This window comes from Ferriphaselus amnicola (assembly GCF_000974685.2).
In the GTDB taxonomy this organism is placed as follows: Bacteria; Pseudomonadota; Gammaproteobacteria; order Burkholderiales; family Gallionellaceae; genus Ferriphaselus; species Ferriphaselus amnicola.
In genome coordinates, this window is the sequence record NZ_AP018738.1 from 2,035,960 (window position 1) to 2,058,513 (window position 22,554).

General features: G+C 55.8%; 20 protein-coding genes. 10 read left to right on the forward strand and 10 right to left on the reverse strand.

Annotation, left to right across the window (positions count from 1 at the left end):
- Positions 1-4: 4 nt before the first annotated feature.
- On the forward strand, positions 5-1,354 hold the full coding sequence (locus OYT1_RS10150) for an NTP/NDP exchange transporter (RefSeq protein ID WP_062626249.1): 1,350 nt from the start codon (positions 5-7) through the stop codon (positions 1,352-1,354).
- Positions 1,355-1,358: 4 nt separating this feature from the next.
- Here the strand turns inward: OYT1_RS10150 and OYT1_RS10155 are convergent, their stop codons facing one another.
- Positions 1,359-2,537: an MORN repeat-containing protein gene (locus OYT1_RS10155; protein WP_145983703.1), complete on the reverse strand. Its 1,179-nt coding sequence runs from the start codon at positions 2,535-2,537 to the stop codon at positions 1,359-1,361.
- A gap of 148 nt (positions 2,538-2,685) precedes the next feature.
- Here OYT1_RS10155 and OYT1_RS10160 point away from each other — a divergent pair, with 148 nt between their 5' ends.
- The 3 genes from OYT1_RS10160 to OYT1_RS10170 are packed head-to-tail and all read left to right on the forward strand — an operon-like array spanning position 2,686 to position 4,990.
- On the forward strand, positions 2,686-3,792 hold the full coding sequence (locus OYT1_RS10160; protein WP_062626251.1) for an aromatic ring-hydroxylating oxygenase subunit alpha: 1,107 nt from the start codon (positions 2,686-2,688) through the stop codon (positions 3,790-3,792).
- Positions 3,792-4,631, forward strand: a complete 840-nt coding sequence (locus OYT1_RS10165) for a DMT family transporter (protein WP_232013164.1) — start codon at positions 3,792-3,794, stop codon at positions 4,629-4,631. The genes OYT1_RS10160 and OYT1_RS10165 overlap by 1 nt, the downstream gene beginning before the upstream one ends.
- An 11-nt stretch (positions 4,632-4,642) precedes the next feature.
- Positions 4,643-4,990, forward strand: a complete 348-nt coding sequence (locus OYT1_RS10170) for a SpoIIAA family protein (protein WP_062626253.1) — start codon at positions 4,643-4,645, stop codon at positions 4,988-4,990.
- 3 nt (positions 4,991-4,993) lie between these two features.
- Here the strand turns inward: OYT1_RS10170 and OYT1_RS10175 are convergent, their stop codons facing one another.
- Positions 4,994-5,683, reverse strand: a complete 690-nt coding sequence (locus tag OYT1_RS10175; protein WP_062626254.1) for a flagellar brake protein — start codon at positions 5,681-5,683, stop codon at positions 4,994-4,996.
- Between the two features lie 178 nt (positions 5,684-5,861).
- Between OYT1_RS10175 and OYT1_RS10180 the strand changes: the two genes are divergently transcribed.
- A complete protein-coding gene (locus OYT1_RS10180; protein ID WP_232013168.1) occupies positions 5,862-7,307 on the forward strand; it encodes a transglycosylase SLT domain-containing protein in 1,446 nt (481 codons plus the stop codon).
- 10 nt (positions 7,308-7,317) lie between these two features.
- On the opposite strand, the gene OYT1_RS10185 is transcribed toward OYT1_RS10180, so the two are convergent.
- The 5 genes from OYT1_RS10185 to OYT1_RS10205 all read right to left on the reverse strand — a co-directional run bounded on the left by OYT1_RS10185 (position 7,318) and on the right by OYT1_RS10205 (position 13,525).
- Complete coding sequence (locus tag OYT1_RS10185; RefSeq protein WP_232013170.1) at positions 7,318-9,321, reverse strand: ABC transporter ATP-binding protein; 2,004 nt, start codon at positions 9,319-9,321, stop codon at positions 7,318-7,320.
- A 62-nt stretch (positions 9,322-9,383) separates the two neighbouring features.
- The gene (pssA, locus tag OYT1_RS10190; protein WP_062626257.1) at positions 9,384-10,136 is read right to left on the reverse strand and encodes a CDP-diacylglycerol--serine O-phosphatidyltransferase; all 753 of its coding nucleotides are present in this window, start codon (positions 10,134-10,136) and stop codon (positions 9,384-9,386) included.
- A 155-nt stretch (positions 10,137-10,291) separates the two neighbouring features.
- On the reverse strand, positions 10,292-11,308 hold the full coding sequence (gene ilvC / locus OYT1_RS10195) for a ketol-acid reductoisomerase (protein WP_062626258.1): 1,017 nt from the start codon (positions 11,306-11,308) through the stop codon (positions 10,292-10,294).
- A gap of 19 nt (positions 11,309-11,327) precedes the next feature.
- On the reverse strand, positions 11,328-11,819 hold the full coding sequence (gene ilvN, locus OYT1_RS10200) for an acetolactate synthase small subunit (protein WP_062626259.1): 492 nt from the start codon (positions 11,817-11,819) through the stop codon (positions 11,328-11,330).
- The gene (locus OYT1_RS10205) at positions 11,819-13,525 is read right to left on the reverse strand and encodes an acetolactate synthase 3 catalytic subunit (RefSeq protein ID WP_062626405.1); all 1,707 of its coding nucleotides are present in this window, start codon (positions 13,523-13,525) and stop codon (positions 11,819-11,821) included. Before OYT1_RS10205 ends, ilvN begins: the two co-directional genes overlap by 1 nt.
- A gap of 153 nt (positions 13,526-13,678) precedes the next feature.
- Between OYT1_RS10205 and OYT1_RS10210 the strand changes: the two genes are divergently transcribed.
- Genes OYT1_RS10210 through OYT1_RS10220 form a run of 3 tightly spaced genes read left to right on the forward strand, consistent with a single transcriptional unit; the run spans position 13,679 to position 15,011 of the window.
- The gene (locus tag OYT1_RS10210) at positions 13,679-14,245 is read left to right on the forward strand and encodes an RNA polymerase sigma factor (protein ID WP_062626406.1); all 567 of its coding nucleotides are present in this window, start codon (positions 13,679-13,681) and stop codon (positions 14,243-14,245) included.
- Entirely contained in the window at positions 14,242-14,586 is a 345-nt protein-coding gene (locus OYT1_RS10215) for a DUF3619 family protein (RefSeq protein WP_062626260.1), read from the forward strand. The genes OYT1_RS10210 and OYT1_RS10215 overlap by 4 nt, the downstream gene beginning before the upstream one ends.
- Entirely contained in the window at positions 14,586-15,011 is a 426-nt protein-coding gene (locus OYT1_RS10220; RefSeq protein WP_062626261.1) for a DUF3106 domain-containing protein, read from the forward strand. The genes OYT1_RS10215 and OYT1_RS10220 overlap by 1 nt, the downstream gene beginning before the upstream one ends.
- Here the strand turns inward: OYT1_RS10220 and lptG are convergent.
- Together lptG and lptF are read right to left on the reverse strand one after the other, a co-directional pair.
- Entirely contained in the window at positions 15,008-16,084 is a 1,077-nt protein-coding gene (gene lptG / locus OYT1_RS10225; RefSeq protein WP_062626262.1) for an LPS export ABC transporter permease LptG, read from the reverse strand. The genes OYT1_RS10220 and lptG overlap by 4 nt on opposite strands.
- Positions 16,081-17,211: an LPS export ABC transporter permease LptF gene (gene lptF / locus OYT1_RS10230; RefSeq protein WP_062626263.1), complete on the reverse strand. Its 1,131-nt coding sequence runs from the start codon at positions 17,209-17,211 to the stop codon at positions 16,081-16,083. The genes lptG and lptF overlap by 4 nt, the downstream gene beginning before the upstream one ends.
- A 37-nt stretch (positions 17,212-17,248) precedes the next feature.
- Between lptF and OYT1_RS10235 the strand changes: the two genes are divergently transcribed.
- Both OYT1_RS10235 and OYT1_RS10240 read left to right on the forward strand, forming a co-directional pair.
- Complete coding sequence (locus OYT1_RS10235) at positions 17,249-18,733, forward strand: leucyl aminopeptidase (protein WP_062626264.1); 1,485 nt, start codon at positions 17,249-17,251, stop codon at positions 18,731-18,733.
- A 118-nt stretch (positions 18,734-18,851) separates the two neighbouring features.
- Positions 18,852-19,040, forward strand: a complete 189-nt coding sequence (locus OYT1_RS10240) for a hypothetical protein (RefSeq protein WP_062626265.1) — start codon at positions 18,852-18,854, stop codon at positions 19,038-19,040.
- A gap of 18 nt (positions 19,041-19,058) precedes the next feature.
- On the opposite strand, the gene smc is transcribed toward OYT1_RS10240, so the two are convergent.
- Positions 19,059-22,553: a chromosome segregation protein SMC gene (gene smc / locus OYT1_RS10245; RefSeq protein WP_062626266.1), complete on the reverse strand. Its 3,495-nt coding sequence runs from the start codon at positions 22,551-22,553 to the stop codon at positions 19,059-19,061.
- Position 22,554 lies beyond the last annotated feature (1 nt).

Consider the following 22,554-nt stretch of genomic DNA (forward strand, 5'->3'; position numbering starts at 1 on the left):
TCCCATGAGCACCCCGAACAAAGCGGATATGACGCCTCTGGAAAGATTCCTTTCCTACTTCACAAAGATCCACCCCAAGGAAGGAGTCAGCGTCGCTTATCTGTTCGCCAACTCATTCCTCCTTTTGTTCGCTTACTACCTACTCAAACCGGTACGAGAGGCACTGATTCTGACCCAAGGAGGCGCGGAGTTACGCAGCTACGCTGTCGCCATGCAGGCGATATTGCTCTTGGTCGCCATACCGGTCTATGGCATGCTATTTCAGGGGCGTAAGCGCCTAGCATTACTGCGCACCATCATCTTTTTCTTTGCCTCGAACCTAGTCTTGTTCTTCATATTGGCCGAGGCTGGCGTCAACATCGGCGTTCCTTTTTTCGTCTGGCTGGGCATTCTCAGCGTCACCTTGGTCGCCCAATTCTGGGCGTTTGCGGCCGACATCTACAGCGTCGAAGCTGGACATCGACTATTCGCATTCATTGCTGTCGGCTCCACTTTGGGTTCGCTAGTAGGCTCGGAGGTCGCCACGATCGGAATTCCCTTCATCGGCCCCTACGGCATGATGATGACCGCTGCCATCATACTTAGCCTATCGGTATTATTAAGCGCCCGCGCTGATGCCAACATCCCTGAAGAATCGCGTGGCCACTCCGAAGATGGACACTGGACTGAGCAACACGCCGGCGTTCTGAGCGGCTTCTCAATCGTACTGAAAGACCGCTACCTGATGCTGATCGGAGTATTCGTACTCCTACTCAACTGCATCAACAGCACTGGCGAATATATCTTAGCTAAGATCATTATCGCCCAGTCTGAAGCAGAAGTGCTGGCTGACGTGACGCACACACTCACCAAGGGCGATGCGATCGGCAACACGTATGGCGACTTCTACTTCTTCGTCAATCTCCTGACACTGGTCATCCAATTAATGTTCGTTCGCCGCATCTGGCAAGCGGTGGGCATTCAGGGGGCCCTGCTGATTTCGCCCATCATCGTATTCTTCGGTTACGGAATGATCTCGTTCTTGCCCTCATTCTGGGTGATCTACATGGTCAAAATCCTAGAGAACAGCACTGACTACTCTATCCAGAGCACCACACGCCACGCCTTATTCCTCCCCGTGGATCGAGAAAAGAAATACAAGGGCAAGACTTGCATTGACACCTTCATCTGGCGTCTGGGCGACCTGATCCAAGCGCTATTGGTCTATCTTGGTATGAATGTGTTCGGGTTCGGCTTGCAACACTTTGCAATGGTCAATTTCGCACTCTCCACTATCTGGCTGGTCGTGGCCGTAGGTATAGGCATCAGCTATAAGCGCGCGCGCCCCTCTTCCAACACAGAACACGCAAAATAATCACCTATTCACTGACTCTCATAGGCTTTGATTCTCGGATTGGGGATGTCTCCCCGCCGGGATTCATTTGACCGTTGATACGCTCATTACCTTCACTCTTAACTCTTTCCCCTTTGGCAGAGCTGAGCACGCCCTCTCCAACCAGCTTATCGCGTACAAAATTTCCCTCGAACCAGCGGCCATCAGCCCAGATATAAACTCCCTTTCCCGTGCGCTTGTTCTCAACGAATTCGCCCTCATAACGATCCCCGTTATTCCAAACGAACACGCCCCATCCAGACATCTGCCCGCGCACCATCGCACCGCGATAGCTATCACCATTGGGCCACTTGAACTGCCCTTGGCCAGTAATATGGTTTCTATTAAACTCACCTCGATAGCGATTGCCATTGATCCAAGTGAACGTGCCCGTTCCCGTGCGCAGATCCTCTTCGAAATCGCCCTCATAGCGATTACCGTTAGGCCAAGTCAATACACCCTTGCCAGTACGTTTATCATCCTCGAAGTCGCCCTCGTAGCGCTCTCCGTTAAACCAAACAAAAATCCCTTTGCCACTTTCCTTGTCATTAACAAAGTCGCCTTCGTAGCGACTGCCATTCGGCCAAGTGAACACGCCCTTGCCCGAGCGAATGTCGTTATGGAAATTACCCTCGTAGCGATTGCCGTTGCTCCAAGTCAACACACCATAGCCGCTCCGTTTGTCGGCAACAAACTTCCCCTCATAGCGATCCCCACTCGGCCAGATGAAGATGCCCATACCGGCGCGATGACCACGCACAAAGTTACCTTCGTAATAATCGCCATTAGCCCAAGTAAAGATACCTCGCCCATGCATCAACCCGTTAACGAAAGCCCCCTCATAGCGATTCCCGTTAGCCCAAGTAAATACTCCGCGCCCCTGCATCTGATTACCGGCGAAGCCCCCTTTGTAGCCGTCACCACTTTCCCATTGGTACTCTTTCAAGCCATTCAATCCATCCTTCTTCGGCGGCACCTTCACCTTTCCAGAAGGGCGCACCACTGGCGGCGCTAGAATTTCGGCCTTCGGTTTGATCTTAACATCATATTTCGGTGCACCCGGCTCTCCACCAGCGATAGGCCCCGCGAAGGCGGTCGCCGCCCCCATCATCAAATACGCGCCGCCAACACTCCCAGCCAGCACCCCATAATTTCGTCTATTCACTATCGCACCATTTTGATTGAAAACTCAGTGAGAACAAATCTATCACAAACCCTGACATTGCGAATAATCGGTTGCCCCCCCTGCCAAATTAAGCGAAAATTCGCGCCCTCCAAACCGTATTCACCATTTTCCACAAGAGGATGTGGATATGTCCGACATCGCAAAACCAAAACAACTCGACCGCACTTCACCACAACCGCCGCTAAGCTGGTACTTCGACCCCAAAATATTGGCGGTCGAACAACGCACGCTGTTCGATACAGGGCCTGGATATGTCGGCCACGAATTACTGGTGCCGAATCTTGGCGATTACCACGTGCTGGACTGGATGGACAGCGCCAAGATGCTGGTGCGCAACGAGGGGGGCGTCGAGTTGCTCTCTAACATTTGCCGCCACCGCCAAGCCACGATGCTAGAAGGTCGCGGCAGCGCCAAGAACATCGTGTGTCCGCTGCATCGCTGGACGTACCAAACCGATGGTCAGTTAATCGGCGCCCCCCATTTCCCCGAGAACCCCTGCCTACACCTGAACAAGACACCGCTGCAACGCTGGAACGGCTTACTGTTCTCTGGGCAGCGCGACATCGCCAAAGACCTCGCCACTGTGCCAGCCTTCAAGGAGATCGATTTCTCCGGCTATATGCTAGATCGCGTCGAAATGGACGAATACGCGTTCAACTGGAAGACCTTCATCGAGGTCTATCAGGAAGATTATCACGTCGTGCCGTTCCACCCAGGCCTAGGCCAATTCGTCGATTGCGACGATCTCAAATGGGAGTTCGGTGAGCAGTACAGCGTACAAACTGTGGGTATCAACCATGCATTGCGCAAAGCAGGTAGCCCCATCTACCAAAAATGGGCGGATCAGGTGCTGCGCTACAACAATGGCGAGCTGCCGAAATACGGCGCGATCTGGCTGACCTACTACCCCAACATCATGATCGAGTGGTATCCGAACACGCTGGTGGTCAGCACGATAATCCCGCGCGGCCCAGACGCTTGCAGCAACATCATCGAGTTCTACTACCCCGAAGAAATTGTGCTATTCGAGCGGGACTACATTGAGGCCGAAAAGCAGGCTTACCGCGAAACAGCCGAGGAAGACGACATCATCTGCCTGCGTATGCACCAAGGCCGCCGCGCCTTGTACAAACAGGGCATTGAAGAAGTCGGCCCGTATCAATCCCCCACTGAAGACGGACTGCTGCACTTCCAAGAGTTCCTACGCCGAAATCTGGATCCGCACCTGAAGTAATGGGAGCACTCTGGATGCTCGTTGCCGGACTGTTGTTCGGCTGTATGGGTATATTCGTAAAGCTCGGTGCCGCCACCTTTACCAATATCGAACTAGTATTTTGGCGATCATTCATCGGATTGATCGTCGTCTATATCATCGCTCGCCAGCGTAACGGCACGCTCACCACCCCGCACTGGCGTGCCCACGCGTGGCGCGGCATTTCTGGCACCGTCGCGCTAACCCTGTTTTTCTATTGCATCACCGCGCTACCATTGGCTACGGCTGTCACGCTGAACTACACCGCACCATTATTCCTGGCTCTACTGACGGTACTGATTTCTGGCGATCGCCCAACCCCGCATTTAGCTGCCGCTGTCGCCCTCGGCTTCGTCGGAGTGGTTTTGCTGCTACATCCGACCCTAGAAAAAGAACAGATCATTCCCGGCTTTCTTGGCCTAATCTCGGGCTTCCTTGCCGGCGTCGCTTACCTCAACGTCAAGCAACTCGGCAAACTTGGGGAGCCAGAATGGCGAGTCGTGCTCTACTTCAGCCTCATCGCATCCGTTGCCAGTGGAGTCGCTATGCTCTTTAACCCTATTCATTTACCCAGTCTGAGCAGTTTACCCGTACTACTTGGATTGGGCACAAGCGCAACACTCGCACAACTGGCCATGACCAGCGCGTATCGGACAGGAAAGACTCTAGTTGTCGGTAGCCTCGCCTACAGCACAGTGGTATTTGCCAGTCTTTTCGGTATCGTGCTGTGGGGCGAAACTCTGCCACCCTCCAGCTGGGCGGGGATGGCTCTCATTATCGCCAGCGGTGTGATAGCATTGAAACTGCCAACCAAGCTCTAACTGGAAACAACATGATCACCATTCAACAATCCGAAAACCTACTCAACGCCGCTGTACTAGGCGAATTCACCTTAGCCGACTTCAAGCAATTCGAGGAAGAGACGCTGTACAAACTGAAGTCCACCGGTTCGGTGAACTTGCTGTTTGACCTACGCGATATGGTGAGTTACACGGTGGATGTAGCTTGGGAAGAGATCAAGTTCTTCAGTCGCGACCACCAACACGACTTCAGTAAAATCGCCGTAGTGACTAATGACCAATGGCAATCGTGGGCAACTTGGCTGTCACGCGCGTTTGTAGATGCAGACATCCGTGCCTTTGCCGATTACACTGAAGCGGCTGCTTGGGTAGCTGAATAGCCATCAAAGCTCATCCGCTTGGCCCAGTTGGCTGTTGTACAGCAAGGCTGTCAATACCAAGCCATCTTGGGGTGACATATTATCGAAGCAAACCCCGTGCAACAATAAGGCAGCTGAGTCAGCTTGCGGAGCCTCGTCGTGACATGAGCGTATCTTGGCTTCCAAGTCCAAGATGTGCTCAAAGCCACTGACCTTCACACGCAGATTCAGCCCAAGGTGCTCATCAACCTCACCCATCGCCTCCTTAGCTACCAGCAGCGCCCCACCCATGCTGATATCGCGCACCTGACAGGCAATGCGTTTGCCTAGTTTGGTTACCGCCGATCCGATCAAATTGACTCTAGCGCGCGAGCTATGACGCACCGCCATCCCGCGTACCTCTTTGGGATAACTGAGATGTAGATGGGGGAACGGCACATTGGTCACACGCTTTGCGATCGCGCTGAACGCATAGGCATTCTTCCCGCCGAAAAAGCGGACAACGAATGGCTGACCTTCGCGGATCAGCATCACTTTACCGTCCGCCACTGGGGTCGTGACAATGACACTCTGCCCCTTGAGGTAACCGATCAACGATACATAATAACGAGCATCCCCCTGCTCGGACTGGATATGAAGCTGCATCATATCGCCCACATGCAGCTTCACTTGATCCAGCATCAGGATGTTCGCAGACTCGCCCGCATTCTTCATTTTTCCCGCCCCCTTTACCGAGATTGTATAGAAAATCCCGTGAAAACACAGCCTAAGGAATTCGATCCACAATAACCCACGACAGAGCTCGACATTTCATCGATAAAACATATTGTTGACGCATCAAAGATGCGTCAGGTACTATCGGACGATAGTAATTTCACCCTTCAAAATGCCCGTGCTGAATCGCCACCTATCATCTCTGCTTATCTCTGCCGCACTGACGGTCGTTCCGTTCGCGTCAGCTTGGGCGGATGACGATTCAGGAGCACTTTCTTTCGTCACCCAAGTTCAAGCCACTCATCCAGTTCCGGTGAGCGAAAGCGACCGGATGGCTCCGCTACTGAACGAAGTGGCGCAAGACGACCTTTGGCAGCGTATCCGCAACGGCTTCACACTCAGCGAGCTGGATAGCCCATTGGTTGCGCGTCATGAGCAATGGTATGCCAACCGCCCAGAATACGTTGCGCGCATGACCGAGCGCGCTGGACGCTATCTATATTTCATCATCGAAGAAGTCGAAAAGCGCGGCATGCCAACCGAAGTTGCGCTGCTTCCGATGATCGAGAGCGCCTACAATCCTTCAGCCTACTCGATCGCAAACGCATCTGGCATCTGGCAGTTCATCCCTTCCACAGGGAAAGACTACGGCATGAAACAAAACTGGTGGTATGACGGTCGCCGCGATATTCTCAGCGCCACACGAGGCGCGCTAAACTACCTGCAAAAGCTGCATGACCAATTCGGCGATTGGCAATTAGCCTTGGCCGCCTACAACTGGGGCGAAGGTGCTGTACAACGCGCCCAAGATCGTAACCGCGCACGCGGCTTGCCGACTGACTATGCCAGCCTGACCATGCCGGAAGAAACTCGAAACTACATACCTAAGTTGCTCGCCGTAAAAAACATCATCGCCAGCCCGTGGAACTATGGATTGACACTGCCATCTGTCCCGAATCAGCCTTACTTCACTGCCGTGACCACCAAGGAACACATGGACGTTCAGGTTGCCGCAAAGCTAGCCAATATCAGCATGGGCGAGTTTCTTGCACTCAACCCAGCACATAACCGCCCAGTGATGCTGCAAAACAATACCAACACCATCCTGTTACCCGTGGATAAGGTTAATGATTTTTACAGCAACCTTGAACACTTCGATCAGCCGCTGGTGAGTTGGCAAGGCTATCAAACCCGCAAAGGTGAACGTCTCGACAAAGTCGCCCCGCGCTTTGGTTTGACTGTGGAAAAGCTGATTTCGATCAACGGTCTGTCTGCTCGCGCCAAAATCAGCTCAGGGCAAACTTTGCTAGTTCCCATGCGTGACGGCGATGCAGATTATGAGTTCGAAGCTTTCAATCTGCACCTAGCTCCCAATGCCTTGGCCATGACCTCCTCCAAAAAGAGTAAGGACAGTAAGGGAAGTAAGAGCAAGTCCAAAGAGCGCAGTAAAGTTGCACTGTTGAGCAAACGCGACAAATCCAGCAAACGCAGCACCAAAGTCTCTTCTCGCAGGGAGACTCCAGCCCGAGGCACTAAGCTGGCTAGCTTAAGTCGCTCAGGTAAGCAGTCCACCACTCGCAACAGCAAATCTACCCGCCGTCTACACGTCGCATCCAACCCCTGATTTCAGTTCGCTAGCGGCTCAACGAACCAGCGTACAGATGGCAGTGGACTCGCTGCCCACCATCCAGCACAGTTTCATCAGGATAGCGCTCTCGACACAGCGGCATCACCTGAGGACAGCGCGGATGAAAGTGGCAACCGTGTGGCGGATTTGCCGGAGATGGCATTTCACCGATCAAGTGCACAAACTCTCTACCACTCCCATCCACGCGCGGCACGGCCGACAGTAAGGCTTGCGTATAAGGATGGCGTGGGCTACCCAACACCTTAGCCGTCGCCCCACGCTCAACGATACGCCCGAGATACATCACACACACATCGTGGGCTAGGTACTCTACGACTGCCAGATTGTGGGTAATGAACAGATAGCTCAATCCCAACTCCTGCTGCAGCGATTTGAGCAGATTCAGGATTTGCGCCTGAACCGAGACATCCAGCGCACTAGTCGGCTCATCGCAGATCAGCAGCTTTGGGTTCACCGCCAAAGCACGGGCGATGGCGATACGCTGGCGCTGACCGCCGGAGAACTCATGCGGATAACGCCACTTCGCTGCCGCACTCAGCCCGACCTTCTCCAACAGGGCATCCATCAGCCCCTGCCGTGAAGCTCCATCACCTCCTACGCCCAAGGCAGCCATACCTTCGTCCAGAATCTCCGCCACCCGCATCCGAGGATTGAGTGAAGCATAGGGATCCTGAAATACCATCTGCATACCTGCGCGGTGCTCACGCAATTTCTGAGCCGACAAACCGATCAACTCGTTCCCGCAGAAGCGTACGGTGCCTGCCGTAGGGGCTGTCAGCTGCAACATCGCCTTGCCCGCCGTGGTCTTGCCGCAACCAGACTCACCCACTAGCGCCAGCGTACGCCCAGTAGCAATTTCCAGAGACACACCGTCCACCGCCCGTACATGACCGACGGTACGTTGCAAGATACCCTGACGAATAGGGAAGTGGACTTTTAAGTTGCGGACGTGCAGAAGCTCGTCGCGACTAGCAGGTGGCGAATCGTTAGGTGCTGGTGCGGATTTTTCAGCTAATGACTGCAAGTGATCTACTACCGACTCCGAATACAGATGACACCTCACCCCCCGTCCCTCCAACTCTGTCCACTCAGGGGCCTCGGCGCGACACAACTCCCATGCCCGATCACAGCGTGGAGCAAAGCGACAGCCGGTTGGCATCGCATTCAACGCGGGAACACTTCCGGGAATAGCTTCCAGCGGAGCCCCATCGCGCCGGGCATCAGGCAGGGCTGCAAACAGCTTTTGAGTGTAAGGATGCAAAGGCTGCGAGAACAGTTGCGGACGCGAGGCTCGCTCGACAATCTGTCCGGCGTACATCACCGCCACTTGATGCGCCATCTCAGCCACCACGCCGAGATCGTGCGTGATGAGCAATATTGCCATGCCGCTACTAGCCTGCGTATCGCGCAGCAGTTGCAGCACTTGCGCTTGTATCGTCACATCCAGTGCCGTGGTCGGTTCGTCGGCAATGAGCAACTGAGGCTCACCAGCAAGCGCCATCGCGACCATCACGCGCTGCTTCATGCCACCCGAAAGCTGAAAGGGATACTCGCCTGCACGCCGCTCAGGGTCGGGGATACCAACTTGTTGCAACAACTCCACGATACGGGCCTGCACCGCTGTACCAGCAAGCCGGTCATGCAAAGCCAGCACTTCACCGATCTGCTGCCCCACCGTCAACACTGGATTCAGGCTCAGCCCCGGCTCCTGAAAAATCATTGCCATGCATCCGCCGCGCACTCGGCACATCTCTGCTTCCGTCAAGTGGAGCAACTCATCACCTTGCAAGCGCACCGAGCCAGAAGTCAGCGCTACGCCATCCGGCATCAAGCGCAGCAAAGAAAGTGCTGTCATTGACTTGCCGCAACCAGACTCGCCCAGAAGCGCAAATGTCTCACTCTGGCGGATAGCGAACGATATTCCATCCACAATGACCGCGCCATTGCGCAACTGCGCAACCAGTGACTCAACGCTCAGGACTTCGCTCACAGGCACGCCTGATAATGAGTCATCGCAATCGCTTTGATGTAAACGCATTGCGAAAGGTGGAACTAGTGTTGCGGAGTTGATGGACGTGCTCGCAAGTCCAGCAGCCAGAGCACGTAGCCGGATAAGCAGTAGCCTAGGAATAGCAGGAACAGCACGATGGGTGGATCGACCGAGATCAAGATAAAGAACAAGGCGATCATGAAGACCACGATGAACGGCACACTCTTGCGCATGTTGATGGTTTTGAAGCTGTAGAACCTCAAGTTAGTGACCATGCTCACACCAGCAAAGGTAGTGAGTACCGCTGCGTACCAGCGCATTTGCTCACCGGAATAGTGATTGTCTAGCATCACCCAGACAAAACCCGCAACCAAAGCTGCTGCTGCTGGGCTCGGCAGTCCTTGGAAGTATCGCTTGTCCACCACATCGATATTGGTATTGAAGCGCGCTAAGCGTAGCGCAGCACTACAACAATAGATGAACGCGGCGAACCAGCCCCACTTGCCCAAGCCTTTGAGTGCCCATTCGTACATCACCAACGAGGGGGCAACACCGAATGACACCATATCTGACAAACTATCGTATTGCGCCCCGAACTCACTCTGGGTGTGAGTCATACGCGCGACGCGACCATCCAATCCGTCGAGCACCATCGCGACGAAAATAGCAATGGCGGCGAACTCGAACCGGCCATTCATAGATTGCACGATGGCATAGAAGCCAGCAAACAGTGCGCCCGTGGTGAACAGGTTAGGTAATAGATAGATGCTGCGACGACGCAGATCAAGAGGTTTGCGATTACGGAATTGGGTCATGGTCTAAGGCTATCAGTTCTAGCGCAAAACTGCCACAACCGTGACAGCGGCACAGCCCATGAGACGGGCGGTGAAAATACTCGCAAAAAAGGAAAAGGGAGAAGAGGAAAGCAGCATCCTGCTCATCCCTCTTCCCCCTTTACCCTTTTCAACGATTAGTTCTTGGACTGATCAACCAGCTTGTTTTTGCCGATCCAAGGCATCATGGCGCGTAGTTTGCCACCGACGACTTCGATCGGATGCTCGGCGTTCAGACGGCGACGGGCGGTCATCTCTGGATAGTTGGTACGACCTTCCAGAATGAACTGCTTGGCATAGGAACCGTTCTGGATGTTAGCCAGACATTCCTTCATCGCGGCGCGGGCCTGGTCGGCGATCACGCGTTGGCCGGTGACATACTCGCCGTATTCGGCGTTGTTGGAGATGGAGTAGTTCATGTTGGCGATGCCGCCTTCGTACATCAGATCAACGATCAGCTTCAGTTCGTGCAAGCACTCGAAGTAAGCCATCTCTGGTGCATAACCCGCTTCGGTCAATGTCTCGAAGCCAGCCTTTACCAACTCGACTGCTCCACCGCACAACACAGCTTGTTCGCCGAACAGGTCGGTCTCGGTCTCTTCGCGGAAGTTGGTCTCGATCACGCCGCCCTTGGTGCCGCCGTTGGCTGCTGCGTAAGACAACGCGATGTCCTTGGCCTTGCCGGTGTTGTCTTGATACACAGCGATCAACGTGGGAACACCGCCACCCTTGAGGTACTCGGAACGCACAGTGTGGCCTGGGCCCTTGGGGGCGATCATGATCACGTCCACGTCAGCGGGCGGCACGATCTGGTTGTAATGAATGTTGAAGCCGTGCGCGAATGCCAGCGCAGCACCGGACTTCAGATTCTTTGCAACGTCAGCGTGGTACACCGCAGGTGTCGATTCATCCGGCAGCAAGATCATCACCAGATCAGCGCCCTTCACGGCATCGGCGATCTCTTTCACTTGGTGACCCGCATTCACTGCCTTGTCCCAAGAAGCACCGCCCTTGCGCAACGCAACTGTCACGTTCACGCCAGAATCCTTCAGATTCTGTGCGTGTGCGTGGCCTTGTGAGCCGTAGCCCACGATGGTCACTTGCTTGCCCTTGATCAGGGACAGGTCTGCGTCTTTGTCGTAATAAACTTTCATGTTTGCCTCGTCGATTAAATTAAAGTTTGAGAATTCGCTCGCCGCGACCAATACCGGATGCTCCGGTACGCACGACTTCCAGCATCAAGCTGGCATCTATCGCCTGAACAAAGCTATCCAGCTTGGAGCCGGTGCCCGTCAATTCGATGGTGTAGCTACTGGCATCCACATCGATGATACGGCCACGGAAGATGTCGGTCAGGCGCTTCAACTCTTCGCGCCCCTCACCCACCGCACGCACCTTGACCAGCATCAGCTCGCGCTCCAGATGTGCGCCTTCCGTCAGATCCATCACCGCAACCACTTCGATCAACTTATTGAGTTGCTTGTTGATCTGCTCGATAACGTCGTCAGAACCACTGGTGACGATGGTCATGCGCGACATGGTGGCATCTTCTGTAGGCGCCACCGTGAGCGACTCGATGTTGTAACCACGTGCCGAGAACAGCCCCGCCACGCGCGACAGCGCACCAGCTTCGTTTTCCATCAGCAGAGAAATGATGTGCCGCATTACAGATCCTCCGCCAAAATCACTTCGGACAAGCCCTTGCCACCTGGAACCATGGGATAGACGTTCTCGGTCGGGTCAGTCTGAAAGTCGAGGAACACCAGATCGTTCTTACGCGCAAAGGCTTCCTGCAAAGCTGGACGCACGTCTGACGGCTTCTCGACACGAATACCGATGTGGCCATAAGCCTCGGCCAGCTTGGCGAAATCAGGCAGCGCATCCATGTAGGACTCGGAATAACGATTGCCGTGGAAGAACTCTTGCCACTGGCGCACCATGCCCAGATAGCGGTTATTCAGCGCGATGATCTTGATCGGCAGACGGAACTGCTTGCAGGTTGAAAGCTCCTGAATGTTCATCTGAATACTACCTTCGCCGGTGACACACGCCACTTGTGCGCCGGGATGCGCCAATTGCACGCCCATCGCTGCAGGCAAACCAAAGCCCATCGTGCCCAAGCCACCGGAATTGATCCAGCGACGCGGCTGATCGAACTTGTAATATTGCGCTGCCCACATCTGGTGCTGTCCCACGTCCGAGGTCACGAACGCATCGCCGCCGGTCAGGTCGTACAGCGTTTCGATCACGAACTGCGGTTTGATGACTTCATCCGAGTTGCGATAGATCAGCGAATTCTTGCTGCGCCAATCGGCGATCTGCGCCCACCAAGCGGCCAGCGACTGCGCATCAGGCTGCTGGCGCGAGGAATGCAGCACCGCCAGTAAATCACCCAACACATGCGCCACATCACCGACGATAGGCACGTCCACTTTCACACGTTTGGAGATTGACGACGGGTCGATATCGATGTGAATGATCTTGCGTGGATTCTGCGCAAAGTGCGCAACGTTTCCGATCACGCGATCATCGAAGCGCGCACCCACAGCCAGCAGCACATCACAGTTTTGCATCGCCATATTGGCTTCCAGCGTACCGTGCATACCCAACATGCCGAGCGACTGCTTGTCCGTCGCCGGATAACCACCCAAGCCCATCAAGGTATTGGTCACGGGAAAGCCGAGCAGACGCACCAATTCGGTCAGCTGGCTGGCTGCGCTCGACAGCACCACACCACCGCCCGCATAGATCATCGGACGCTTGGCATTCAGCAACAATTGTGCGGCCTGACGAATCGCGCCGATGTCTCCATGCTGCGAAGGGTTGTAAGAGCGAATATTCACCGAAGTCGGATAGCTGAACTCGACCTTCTGCGCTGACACATCCTTAGGAATGTCCACCAAGACCGGGCCAGGGCGACCGCTCTTGGCGAGGTAAAACGCTTTTTTGATAGTGGTCGCAATATCCTTGGCATTTTTGACCAAGAAATTATGCTTCACGCAAGGACGCGTGATACCAATGGTATCGACCTCCTGAAAAGCATCCTCACCGATGAAGCTGGTCGGCACCTGACCGCTGATAATCACCAGCGGAATGGAATCCATGTAAGCAGTGGCAATGCCGGTGACGGCATTGGTCGCACCGGGACCGGAGGTCACTAACGCCACACCCACCTTATCGGTGGAGCGCGCATAGCCGTCAGCCGCATGAATGGCAGCCTGCTCGTGGCGCACCAAAATATGCTTGACCTTATCCTGCTTGTACAGCTCATCATAGATGAACAACACCGCTCCGCCGGGGTAGCCGAACAGATATTCGACTCCTTCTTCCTGCAAACAGCGGATGGCTATTTCTGCGCCCGTCATTTCCATACGTAGTGACCTTAGGATGCACCCTATCAAAGAACCGCGCAGGGTAATGATTTCAGCCGCTTTGGTCAACCCCTGACGCGGTACGGTCATCCATTTTTCGCTAATTTGTCTGTATTTTGCTAGTATTTGCCCACCCTCAACGGAGTAACTCAACTGGCCACCCACGCCGAACTTTCCGGCTTCCTCGTCGCAACCGAGCGTCGCGCCTACAAGCACGCACTCTATGCGGTACGCGACGAACATGCCGCGCTCGACATCGTGCAAGATGCAATGCTCAAACTTGCCGAGAAATATCCTGAGAAACCCGTGGAAGAGCTGCCGATGCTATTCCACCGCATCCTGCAAAACACCATCCACGACTACTTCCGCCGCCAGAAAGTGCGAGGTTTGTGGACAACGCTGCTGTCAGCACTCTCACCTCGGCACGACAACGAAGAAGAGCATGATCCGCTGGAAACCTTGTTGGATGAAACCAAGCAGCACGATGCTCCAGAGACCTCACTTGAGCAAGCACAAACCCTGTCCGCCATTGAGGAGGCACTAAAAGATTTGCCCGCGCGTCAACGCGAGGCATTTCTGCTGCGTTACTGGGAAGAGATGGATATTGCGGAAACGGCAGCGATCATGGGTTGCTCGGAGGGAAGCGTCAAGACTCACTGTTCGCGCGCCACTCACGCCCTCGCGGAATGTCTCAATGCAAAAGGAATCAAGCTACCATGAACAACGACTTCAACATTGACTCAGTCAAGCGACTGCTGAACCGCTCACTGACGCAACTGGATCAACCCACGCTAGTCCGACTGAGCGAGGCACGTCAGCGAGCACTCACCGCTCACACTGAGGATATTCGCATCCCCGTTTTGGCCGAGTCACGCGGCAACACTGCGTCCCACTCTGAACACTCGCATCACCGCTTACAGCAGTGGGGATTGATTCTTTTGCTGGCGCTAGGCATGTTCAGCTGCGTCACCTATTGGGAGCAGCTATCCGCGCCCAGCGACGATGAGGTAGATATCGCCATCCTGATCGATGACTTGCCGGTTGAAATGTACGCAGATTGATGCTGTTCTTTACCCGCCTCCACCTCGGTTACGCGACACTCGCAGCCTGCCTGTTATCGGCGGGCGTAGAAGCATCGCCGATCCCTTGGGCGAAGCTTACCCCGTTGCAACAGGAAGCGCTCTCTCCGTTAGCCAGTCAATGGAACAATCTGCCAGATCCATATCAGGCAGATATGCTAAAACTAGCGAACCACTACGATAATCTCACACCAGAACAAAAGACTCGACTGCATAATCGACTATTGGACTGGAGCAGACTAACCCCACAACAACGTGTGCAAGCGCGCCAAAAATACACCGCCTTCCAGAAAGTTCCACCTGAAAAACGGGAGATGGTGAAGAGTATGGTGAAAGAGCAGCAAGCCACACGCACGCCGCCTCAGCCCGTCAGCGCGCCTACTCCAGCTACTGCAAAGCAGCCCTAGCGCCTCTCCGTCCACCAGAGCATCGTCGATCCTAATACTAGGAATAAGATCGGCATTACCGCCACACTGAGCAGCGCTGGCCAATCGTTGATTGCACCAAGATTACCAAACAATTTACCGACGAAGTGGAAAGTCAGTCCCAGCACGATACCAGCGAATATCTTGCCGCTCACACCACCAGATCGATTCTGAACAGCGGCAAAAGGAAGTGCCAGTAACAACATCACTGGCAAAGAAAGTGGATAGGCCAACTTATTCCAGAATGCAACCTCGTAGCGAGCCGTCTTCTGGTGGTTATCCTCAAGATGATTGATGTATTGACGCAAACTCCAAGCCGACATCTGCTCAGGAACAACCAGCAATACATTCAAAATCCCAGGACCAAGCGAAGACTGCCACTCCATTTCCGGCAAGATACGCGCAGTTGCTCCATGTCCATCAAACACAGTTTGTGCGACCTGCTCTAACCTCCATCGACCAGCCCGAATGAAAGTCGCTCGTTTCGCCACCGTCATCGTACGCACATGACGATCTTCATCAAACTCGTAGATATTCACATTCAGCAATGAGCTATCCGGCAACACATTCTTTACGTTCACGAAGCTGTGCTCGTCTTTCGCCCACACACCGGAGCGAAACTCTTTCAGCTGCAACTGTGCGTTACTCGCTTTGAGCCGCAAGCTCTGTGCCATCCTTTCACTGGGAGGCGAAACGAATTCACCGCAGAGAAAACTCAGCAACACCAAGGGAAGTGAAATCACCAACAAAGCGCGCACCATTTGCCCTAACGACGCCCCAGAGCAGCGATAGATCGTCAATTCCGAATGGGCCGCCATCTGCACCAACGCAAGGATTGAGCCTATCAGCACCGCAACGGGAAACAGCTCGTAAATGTGGCCAGGAACGGTAAGCAAGACATACAACAAAACATATCCCAAACCATAATTGCCTTGTCCTAGCGAGTTCAACTCGTAGATCAAATCCAGAAAGGCAAACAGTAGGATAAGTGCGGCGAACACCAATGCGATGCCCGCGTATATCTCACGCGCCAAATAGCGGGTAAGTAAGTTCATCGCGCCAGCCTTCGCCAAGAAAACACAGCCATCCGCCGATAGAACAGCATCGCCACCAACAACAGCATCGCCAGATGCAGCAAGCTCAGCCCAGCGATCGGCCCCAACTTCCCCTGCCCCACCCAGGCATTGGTAACGCTGATCATATTGTTGTAGAGCATATAGATCATGATGGCCATGATCAGATTGAGCGATCGCCCGGCACGCGGATTAACGAAGCTCAAAGGGATTGCCATAACGGCAAGGATCAAGGCGCTGATAGGCAAACCCAACCGCCACTCCAACTCCGACAAGTGCCAACTCGTCGGCTGCTCAACCAGAGCAAGCGTGGATAAAGCTTTGGGATTCACAAAGGGCAACTTGGTTTCCACTGCTTCGATACGGACCGCATAGCGAGCGAACTCCACCATCCTGAAATCACTTTGCCCCGGCACTCCCTCATAGCGTGTACCATTGAGCAGAACCAGAAAGCGATCACCATTGGACGCAGTCTCCTGATAGCCTTCCTTGGCCATCATGACACTATTGATCCCATTTTGATTGGACTGCACGAAGATATTGCCAATGCGTTTTTTATGCACATCGACATCTTCCAGAAAGTACACCCGATCAGCTTGCTTGGACTCGCGGAACATACCTGGCTGAGCGGCCGCGACATCATCTCGACTGTCCAAACGACGTTTGTACTCATCCGCTTGCGACAACGCCCAAGGCGAAAACACTAAGCTCATCAAGCCGATCAGCGCAACCACCGGAAGGGCGAACCCAAGCACTGGCCGAATCCACTGGGTCAATCCCAACCCAGATGAGAACCAAGTCACCATCTCGCTATCGCGGTAACAACGCGTTAACGTGAGCAACACCGCCAAGAACATACTGACCGAGAGCAATACCGGCAGGTAATTGAGCGCCGAGAATCCCAGCATCACCAACACGCCATCCACCGGCAGCGAACCACTCACCGACTCCGTCAGCAGGCGAATCAACTGAGACAGCACGACAAGACTCACGAGCACCGCAAACACCGGCGCACCCGTCGCCATGAACTCACGTTGCAATTCGCGTTGAAACAGTCCGCCGCGAACTGTCTTTGACTTTTGAAGAGAAGTTTGCGGATAATCCTGCATCGGTTGAAAAACCAGTTCAATGAAAAAAGGAGCGGCAATGGAATTTAGCACAAAACAGCTTAGCCCGGAAAAACAGCCCGGCGGTTGCGTCATCGTTGGCGTATATGAAAACGGAAAGCTGAGCGACGCCGCCAAGGCACTGGACAAAGCCTCCGATCACGCACTCACCGCGCTGATCACTCGCGGCGATCTCAACGGAAAAGCAGGAGCCACCGTACTATTGCAGCAACTAACTGGGGCCGCTGCTGACCGCATCCTGCTGGTTGGCCTAGGCAAGCACAGCGAACTCAACAGCAAGACCGCGCTAGAAGCGATGCGCGCCGCGATGCGCGCTGTTCTCGCCACCCCGGCGACTGATGCCACGCTATATTGCACCGACTGGGATGTCGCCGGACGCGACGCCGCTTGGCTGGCTGCACAAGCTGTTTTGGCCGCGAGCGATGTCAGCTACCGCAGCGACAGCCTAAAGAGCAAACCCGCCGAAGCCGCCAAGCTCAGCAGCCTGACTCTCGCCAGCACTGGCAAGATCAGTGGCAAACTGGAAACCGCCGTCGCCCAAGCCCAAGCGACCGCGAACGGTATCGCGCTGGCCAAGACGTTGGGCAACCTGCCCGGCAACATCTGCACGCCGACCTATCTTGCCGAACAAGCGCTAGAGATGGGAAAACAGCACAAGCTAAAAGTCACCGTACTGGAACGCGCCGACATGGAAGCACTCGGCATGGGCTCATTCCTGTCCGTCACGCTCGGCAGCGCACAGCCGCCTAAGCTCATCAGCTTGGAATACCACGGCGGCGACAAGAAGCAAAAGCCGGTGGTCTTGGTCGGCAAAGGCATCACCTTCGACACGGGCGGCATCTCGCTAAAACCCGCAGCAGACATGGACGAGATGAAATACGACATGTGCGGCGCAGCCAGCGTGCTCGGCACGATTCAGGCCATCGCCGAGATGAAGCTGCCGCTCAACGTTGTCGGTGTCATTCCCACCTGCGAAAACATGCCTAGCAGCACAGCCACCAAGCCTGGCGACATCGTCACCAGCATGTCTGGACAGACCATCGAGGTCCTCAACACCGACGCCGAAGGCCGACTCATCCTGTGCGACGCGCTCACCTACGCCGCCAAATTCAAACCCGAGTGCGTGGTGGACATCGCGACACTGACAGGCGCTTGTGTCATCGCGCTCGGCCACGTAGTCAGTGGGCTGCTAAGCAATCAGGACGACCTCGCCCAAGAACTGCTGGATGCGGGCGAGCAAAGCTGGGATCGCGCATGGCGCTTGCCTTTGTACGACGACTACCAAGCCCAGATCGACTCCAATTTTGCCGATATGCAAAACATCGGCGGTCGCGCAGGTGGCACCATCACAGCGGCATGTTTCCTCGCGCGCTTCACCAAGGACTACCGCTGGGCACACTTGGACATTGCGGGTACCGCCAACAAATCCGGCAAGGAAAAGGGCGGCACGGGTCGTCCGGTCGGCTTGCTGACGCAATTCCTAGTGAATCGCGCCGGAAAGTAATCGCCAGATCAGCGCGGGCTCATGGAGCGTCACAGGCCACGATCCCGCGCAGCTACTGCACAAACCGTTAGCAAGTTATGTTGTAATACGGCTACTGCGTTGATTCGGGGAGTGGAATATGACGAAACACAACTACATCGGGTTCGACAAGGTCGTGCATGATGCGCTGGTCAGTGCTCGTGGCAAAAATCACCCTTCCGCTCGGGACGAGAAGATCAAAATGCTTGAAAAGAAACTGGATACCGCGATTCTGAGCCAGTCAGAAATCGCTGATATTCAGAAGCAGTTGAAGGAACTCAAGAAATAAACACCTACGCAGTGAAGCTCAGGACTCCTCCGCCAGCTTCAACGCCGCTTCGATATCCACCGCCACCACCTTCGACACACCTTTTTCCTGCATAGTCACGCCGACCAATTGCTGCGCAAGCTCCATGGTGAGCTTGTTGTGGCTGATGAAAACGAACTGCGTGTGGGCGGACATCTTCCTGATGAGCTGGCACAGGCGTTCGGTATTGGTATCGTCTAACGGCGCATCCACCTCGTCGAGCAAACAGAACGGCGCGGGGTTAAGCTGAAACAAGGAGAACACCAGCGCGATGGCAGTAAGCGCCTTTTCACCGCCAGACAGCAGGTGGATGCTGCTGTTCTTCTTGCCCGGCGGCTGCGCCATGACCTGTACGCCACTGTCGAGGATCTCGTCGCCGGTCAGCACCAGCCGCGCCTCGCCGCCCGCAAACAGCACAGGGAACAGTTCCGATAGGTGGCAATTCACCTCATTGAAAGTGCCCATCAATAAATCGCGCGATTCCTTGTCGATGCGGCGTATGGCCGCTTCCAGCGTATCCATCGCCTCGCGCAAATCGGCCGCCTGCACATCCAGATAAGTCTTACGCTCCTGCGCGGCTTGCAACTCTTCCAGCGCGGCGAGGTTGACCGCGCCCAGCGCTGCGATTTCCGCATCGAGCCGATTCAGCTCGGCCTGCAACACGCCGGGGCGCACGCCGTCGGCCAACAAGGGCAACAACTCCGTCTCGTTGACACCGTGCAACTCGGTCGCCCACTGCTCGTAGTGCAGACGCGCCTCTTGCTCCTTCAGCATCAGCTCAGCCACCTTATCGCGCAGCGGCGGCAAACGCTGCTCACCCGCCAACCGCTCTTGATCCCGCCGTGACAACACCTGCGTGGCCTGCTCCAGCGCATTGCGAGCCTCAGCCAGCGCCTGTTCGCACCGCACCTTGGTTTGCAGCGCAGTTTGCAAGGTCTGCTGTGCATCGTCATCTTGCAAGGAAGCCTGCTCTTCGCGCAGCAGACTAATGTCATGCTCAATCTGCGCCAGCGATACCGCGACGCGATGGGAATCCTGCTCCAGATCGACGATCTTGTCGGCGCAGGTTTTGGCATAGAACCCTGCCTCCTGCAAAGCCTGCTGGGTCTGCTGGGCGCGGGCACGCTGCTGGCGCAACGCCAACTCCTGCTGATGTGCCTGACGTTGCGCCTGCTCAACCTGCGGCTGAAAGCCCATCATCCTGTCGCGCAGCTCGTCCACCTGCCCCGCCAACGCCTGCTGCTGCGACTCTTCGCTTACCAGTTGTGCGGCGATCTCCTCCAGCTCGTGGACGATTTGCGCACGGCGCTCCCGGCTGCGTTCGCTGGCCTGTGTCAGCTTCAGCGCCTGCAACTGCAAAGCGTGCTGACGTTGCTGCGCCTCGTTCACCTGCTGACGCGCGGGTGCGATCTGCGCTTCGATCTGCTGGTAGGCGTGCTCAGCATCCTGCATCTGCTGACGGGCGAACTCCACGCCAGTGCGCTGCTCCGCCACCTCCTGTTCAAGCAAAGCAATCTCGCGGCTGCGCGCCAACACGCCATGCACCGCACTGTCCGGCGCATGGAATACCACACTGTGCGCCCCGATCTGGTGTCCTTGCGGTGTCACGAAACATGCACCTAACGGCAACTCGCCCCGCCGCGCCAGCCCGTCATCCATATCGTCAGCCACATACACCGCCGCCAGCCAATCGACCAGTACAACGGAAACGGCCGGATCGCCGCATTCGACCAGCAATTGCAAGGGCTTCAGGGCTGAAGACGGCCATGCTTGTACCTCGCCTCCTGTACCGTACAGCGCCAGCTTCACGGGAGGCGCTTCCGACAACGCATGCGGCGCATCCAGCCGCAGAGCGTTCAGCCGCTCGCGCAGCACCGCTTCCAGCGCATCTTCCCAGCCCGCTTCCACCCGCAGCGATTGCCACAAACGCGGCAAACCATCGAGGCGATGTCGCGCCAGCCAGCTTTGCATGGCTCGATCCGTGTCCAACTTCTGTTGAAGCTGCTGCAAAGCGGACAGCCTAGCCTCCGTCTGCGCCAGCCCGCGCTCCTGCTGCACCACCGCCCCGCGCAGATTGCGCCGTTGCGCATCGGCCTGCGGCAGTTGCGCCTGCAATGCTGCCAGCCGCTGCTGCAACTCGCCGCCGACCTGTTCCAGTTCAGCCTGTTGTTGAAGCGCAGTCTCCAGCGCTGCCGCATCCGCTTTGGGCAGATTGTCGCGTTCCAGCAACAGGCGCGATTTGCGCGCAGCGACTTGCTGGATGGTGCGCTGCCAGTGACCACGCTGTGATTCGGCCAGCTCCATCTGCTGCTGCAACTGTAAGCGTTCGTGCTGCATAGCGTTGTAGCGTTCTTGCGCACCACGCTGCGCCTCCTCGACTTGCGGCAAACTAGCGGATTCCGCTTCGGCATTCTGTGCGCTGTCTTCTAGACGCAGCGCGGCAGCCTCTTGCTCACGCCGCCAATGCGCCAGTTTCTGCGTCACCGCTTGCGATTGCGCACGCTGCTGCTCGATCAGTCGCTCGTTACTGAGCACTTGCTGGGCAATGCGCTGACGCTGTGCCAGCAAGTGCGCGATTTGTTGCTCCAGCCGAGACACGTCGGCGCTAGCCTCGTACAGCGCAACCTGCTTGCCATGCAGCTCATCGGACATCTGGTAATGGGCGCTGCGTGATGCTTCCAGCCTGACTTCAGTCTCGCGCAGATGCGCGGCAGCCGCCTCTAGATCGGTGCGCGCTTGCTCTGTGGCATCTGCATAGCGGCGGCGTTGCAATGCCGCTTCCTGACGTTTGACCAACCACAGCAGATGCTGCGTGGTGGTGCGGCGCTGCTCCAGCGCACGGAACAATTTGGCAAGCTCAGCCTGCTCGGCCAGCCGTAGCAACTGCGCATCCAGCTCCTGCAATACGTCATCCACGCGCAGCAGGTTGTCGCGGGTGTCGGCCAACCGGTTCTCGGTCTCGCGCCGCCGGTCGCGGTAACGCGACACCCCCGCCGCTTCTTCCAGAAACACACGCAACTCTTCCGGCTTGGCCTCGATGATGCGCGAGATCATGCCCTGCTCGATGATGGCGTAGGCGTGCGCCCCCAGCCCAGTGCCGAGAAAGATGTCGGTCACGTCCTTGCGGCGCACATGCTGGTTGTTAATGAAATAGGAAGAATCGCCGTCGCGCTTAAGCACTCGCTTGATGGAAATCTCGGCGTAGGACGTCCACTGCCCCGCCGCTTTGCCCAGCGAATTATCGAAGACGAGCTCGACGCTGGCGCGTGCCACCGGACGGCGATTGAGCGAGCCGTTGAATATCACATCCTGCATGGATTCACCGCGCAAAGCCGATGCCTTGGATTCGCCCAGCACCCAGCGCAGCGCGTCGATCACGTTCGACTTGCCGCAGCCGTTCGGCCCCACCACGCCCACCAACTGACCCGGCAACGCGATGTGCGTCGGGTCAACGAAGGATTTGAAACCAGCGAGTTTGATATGGGAAAGGCGCAAT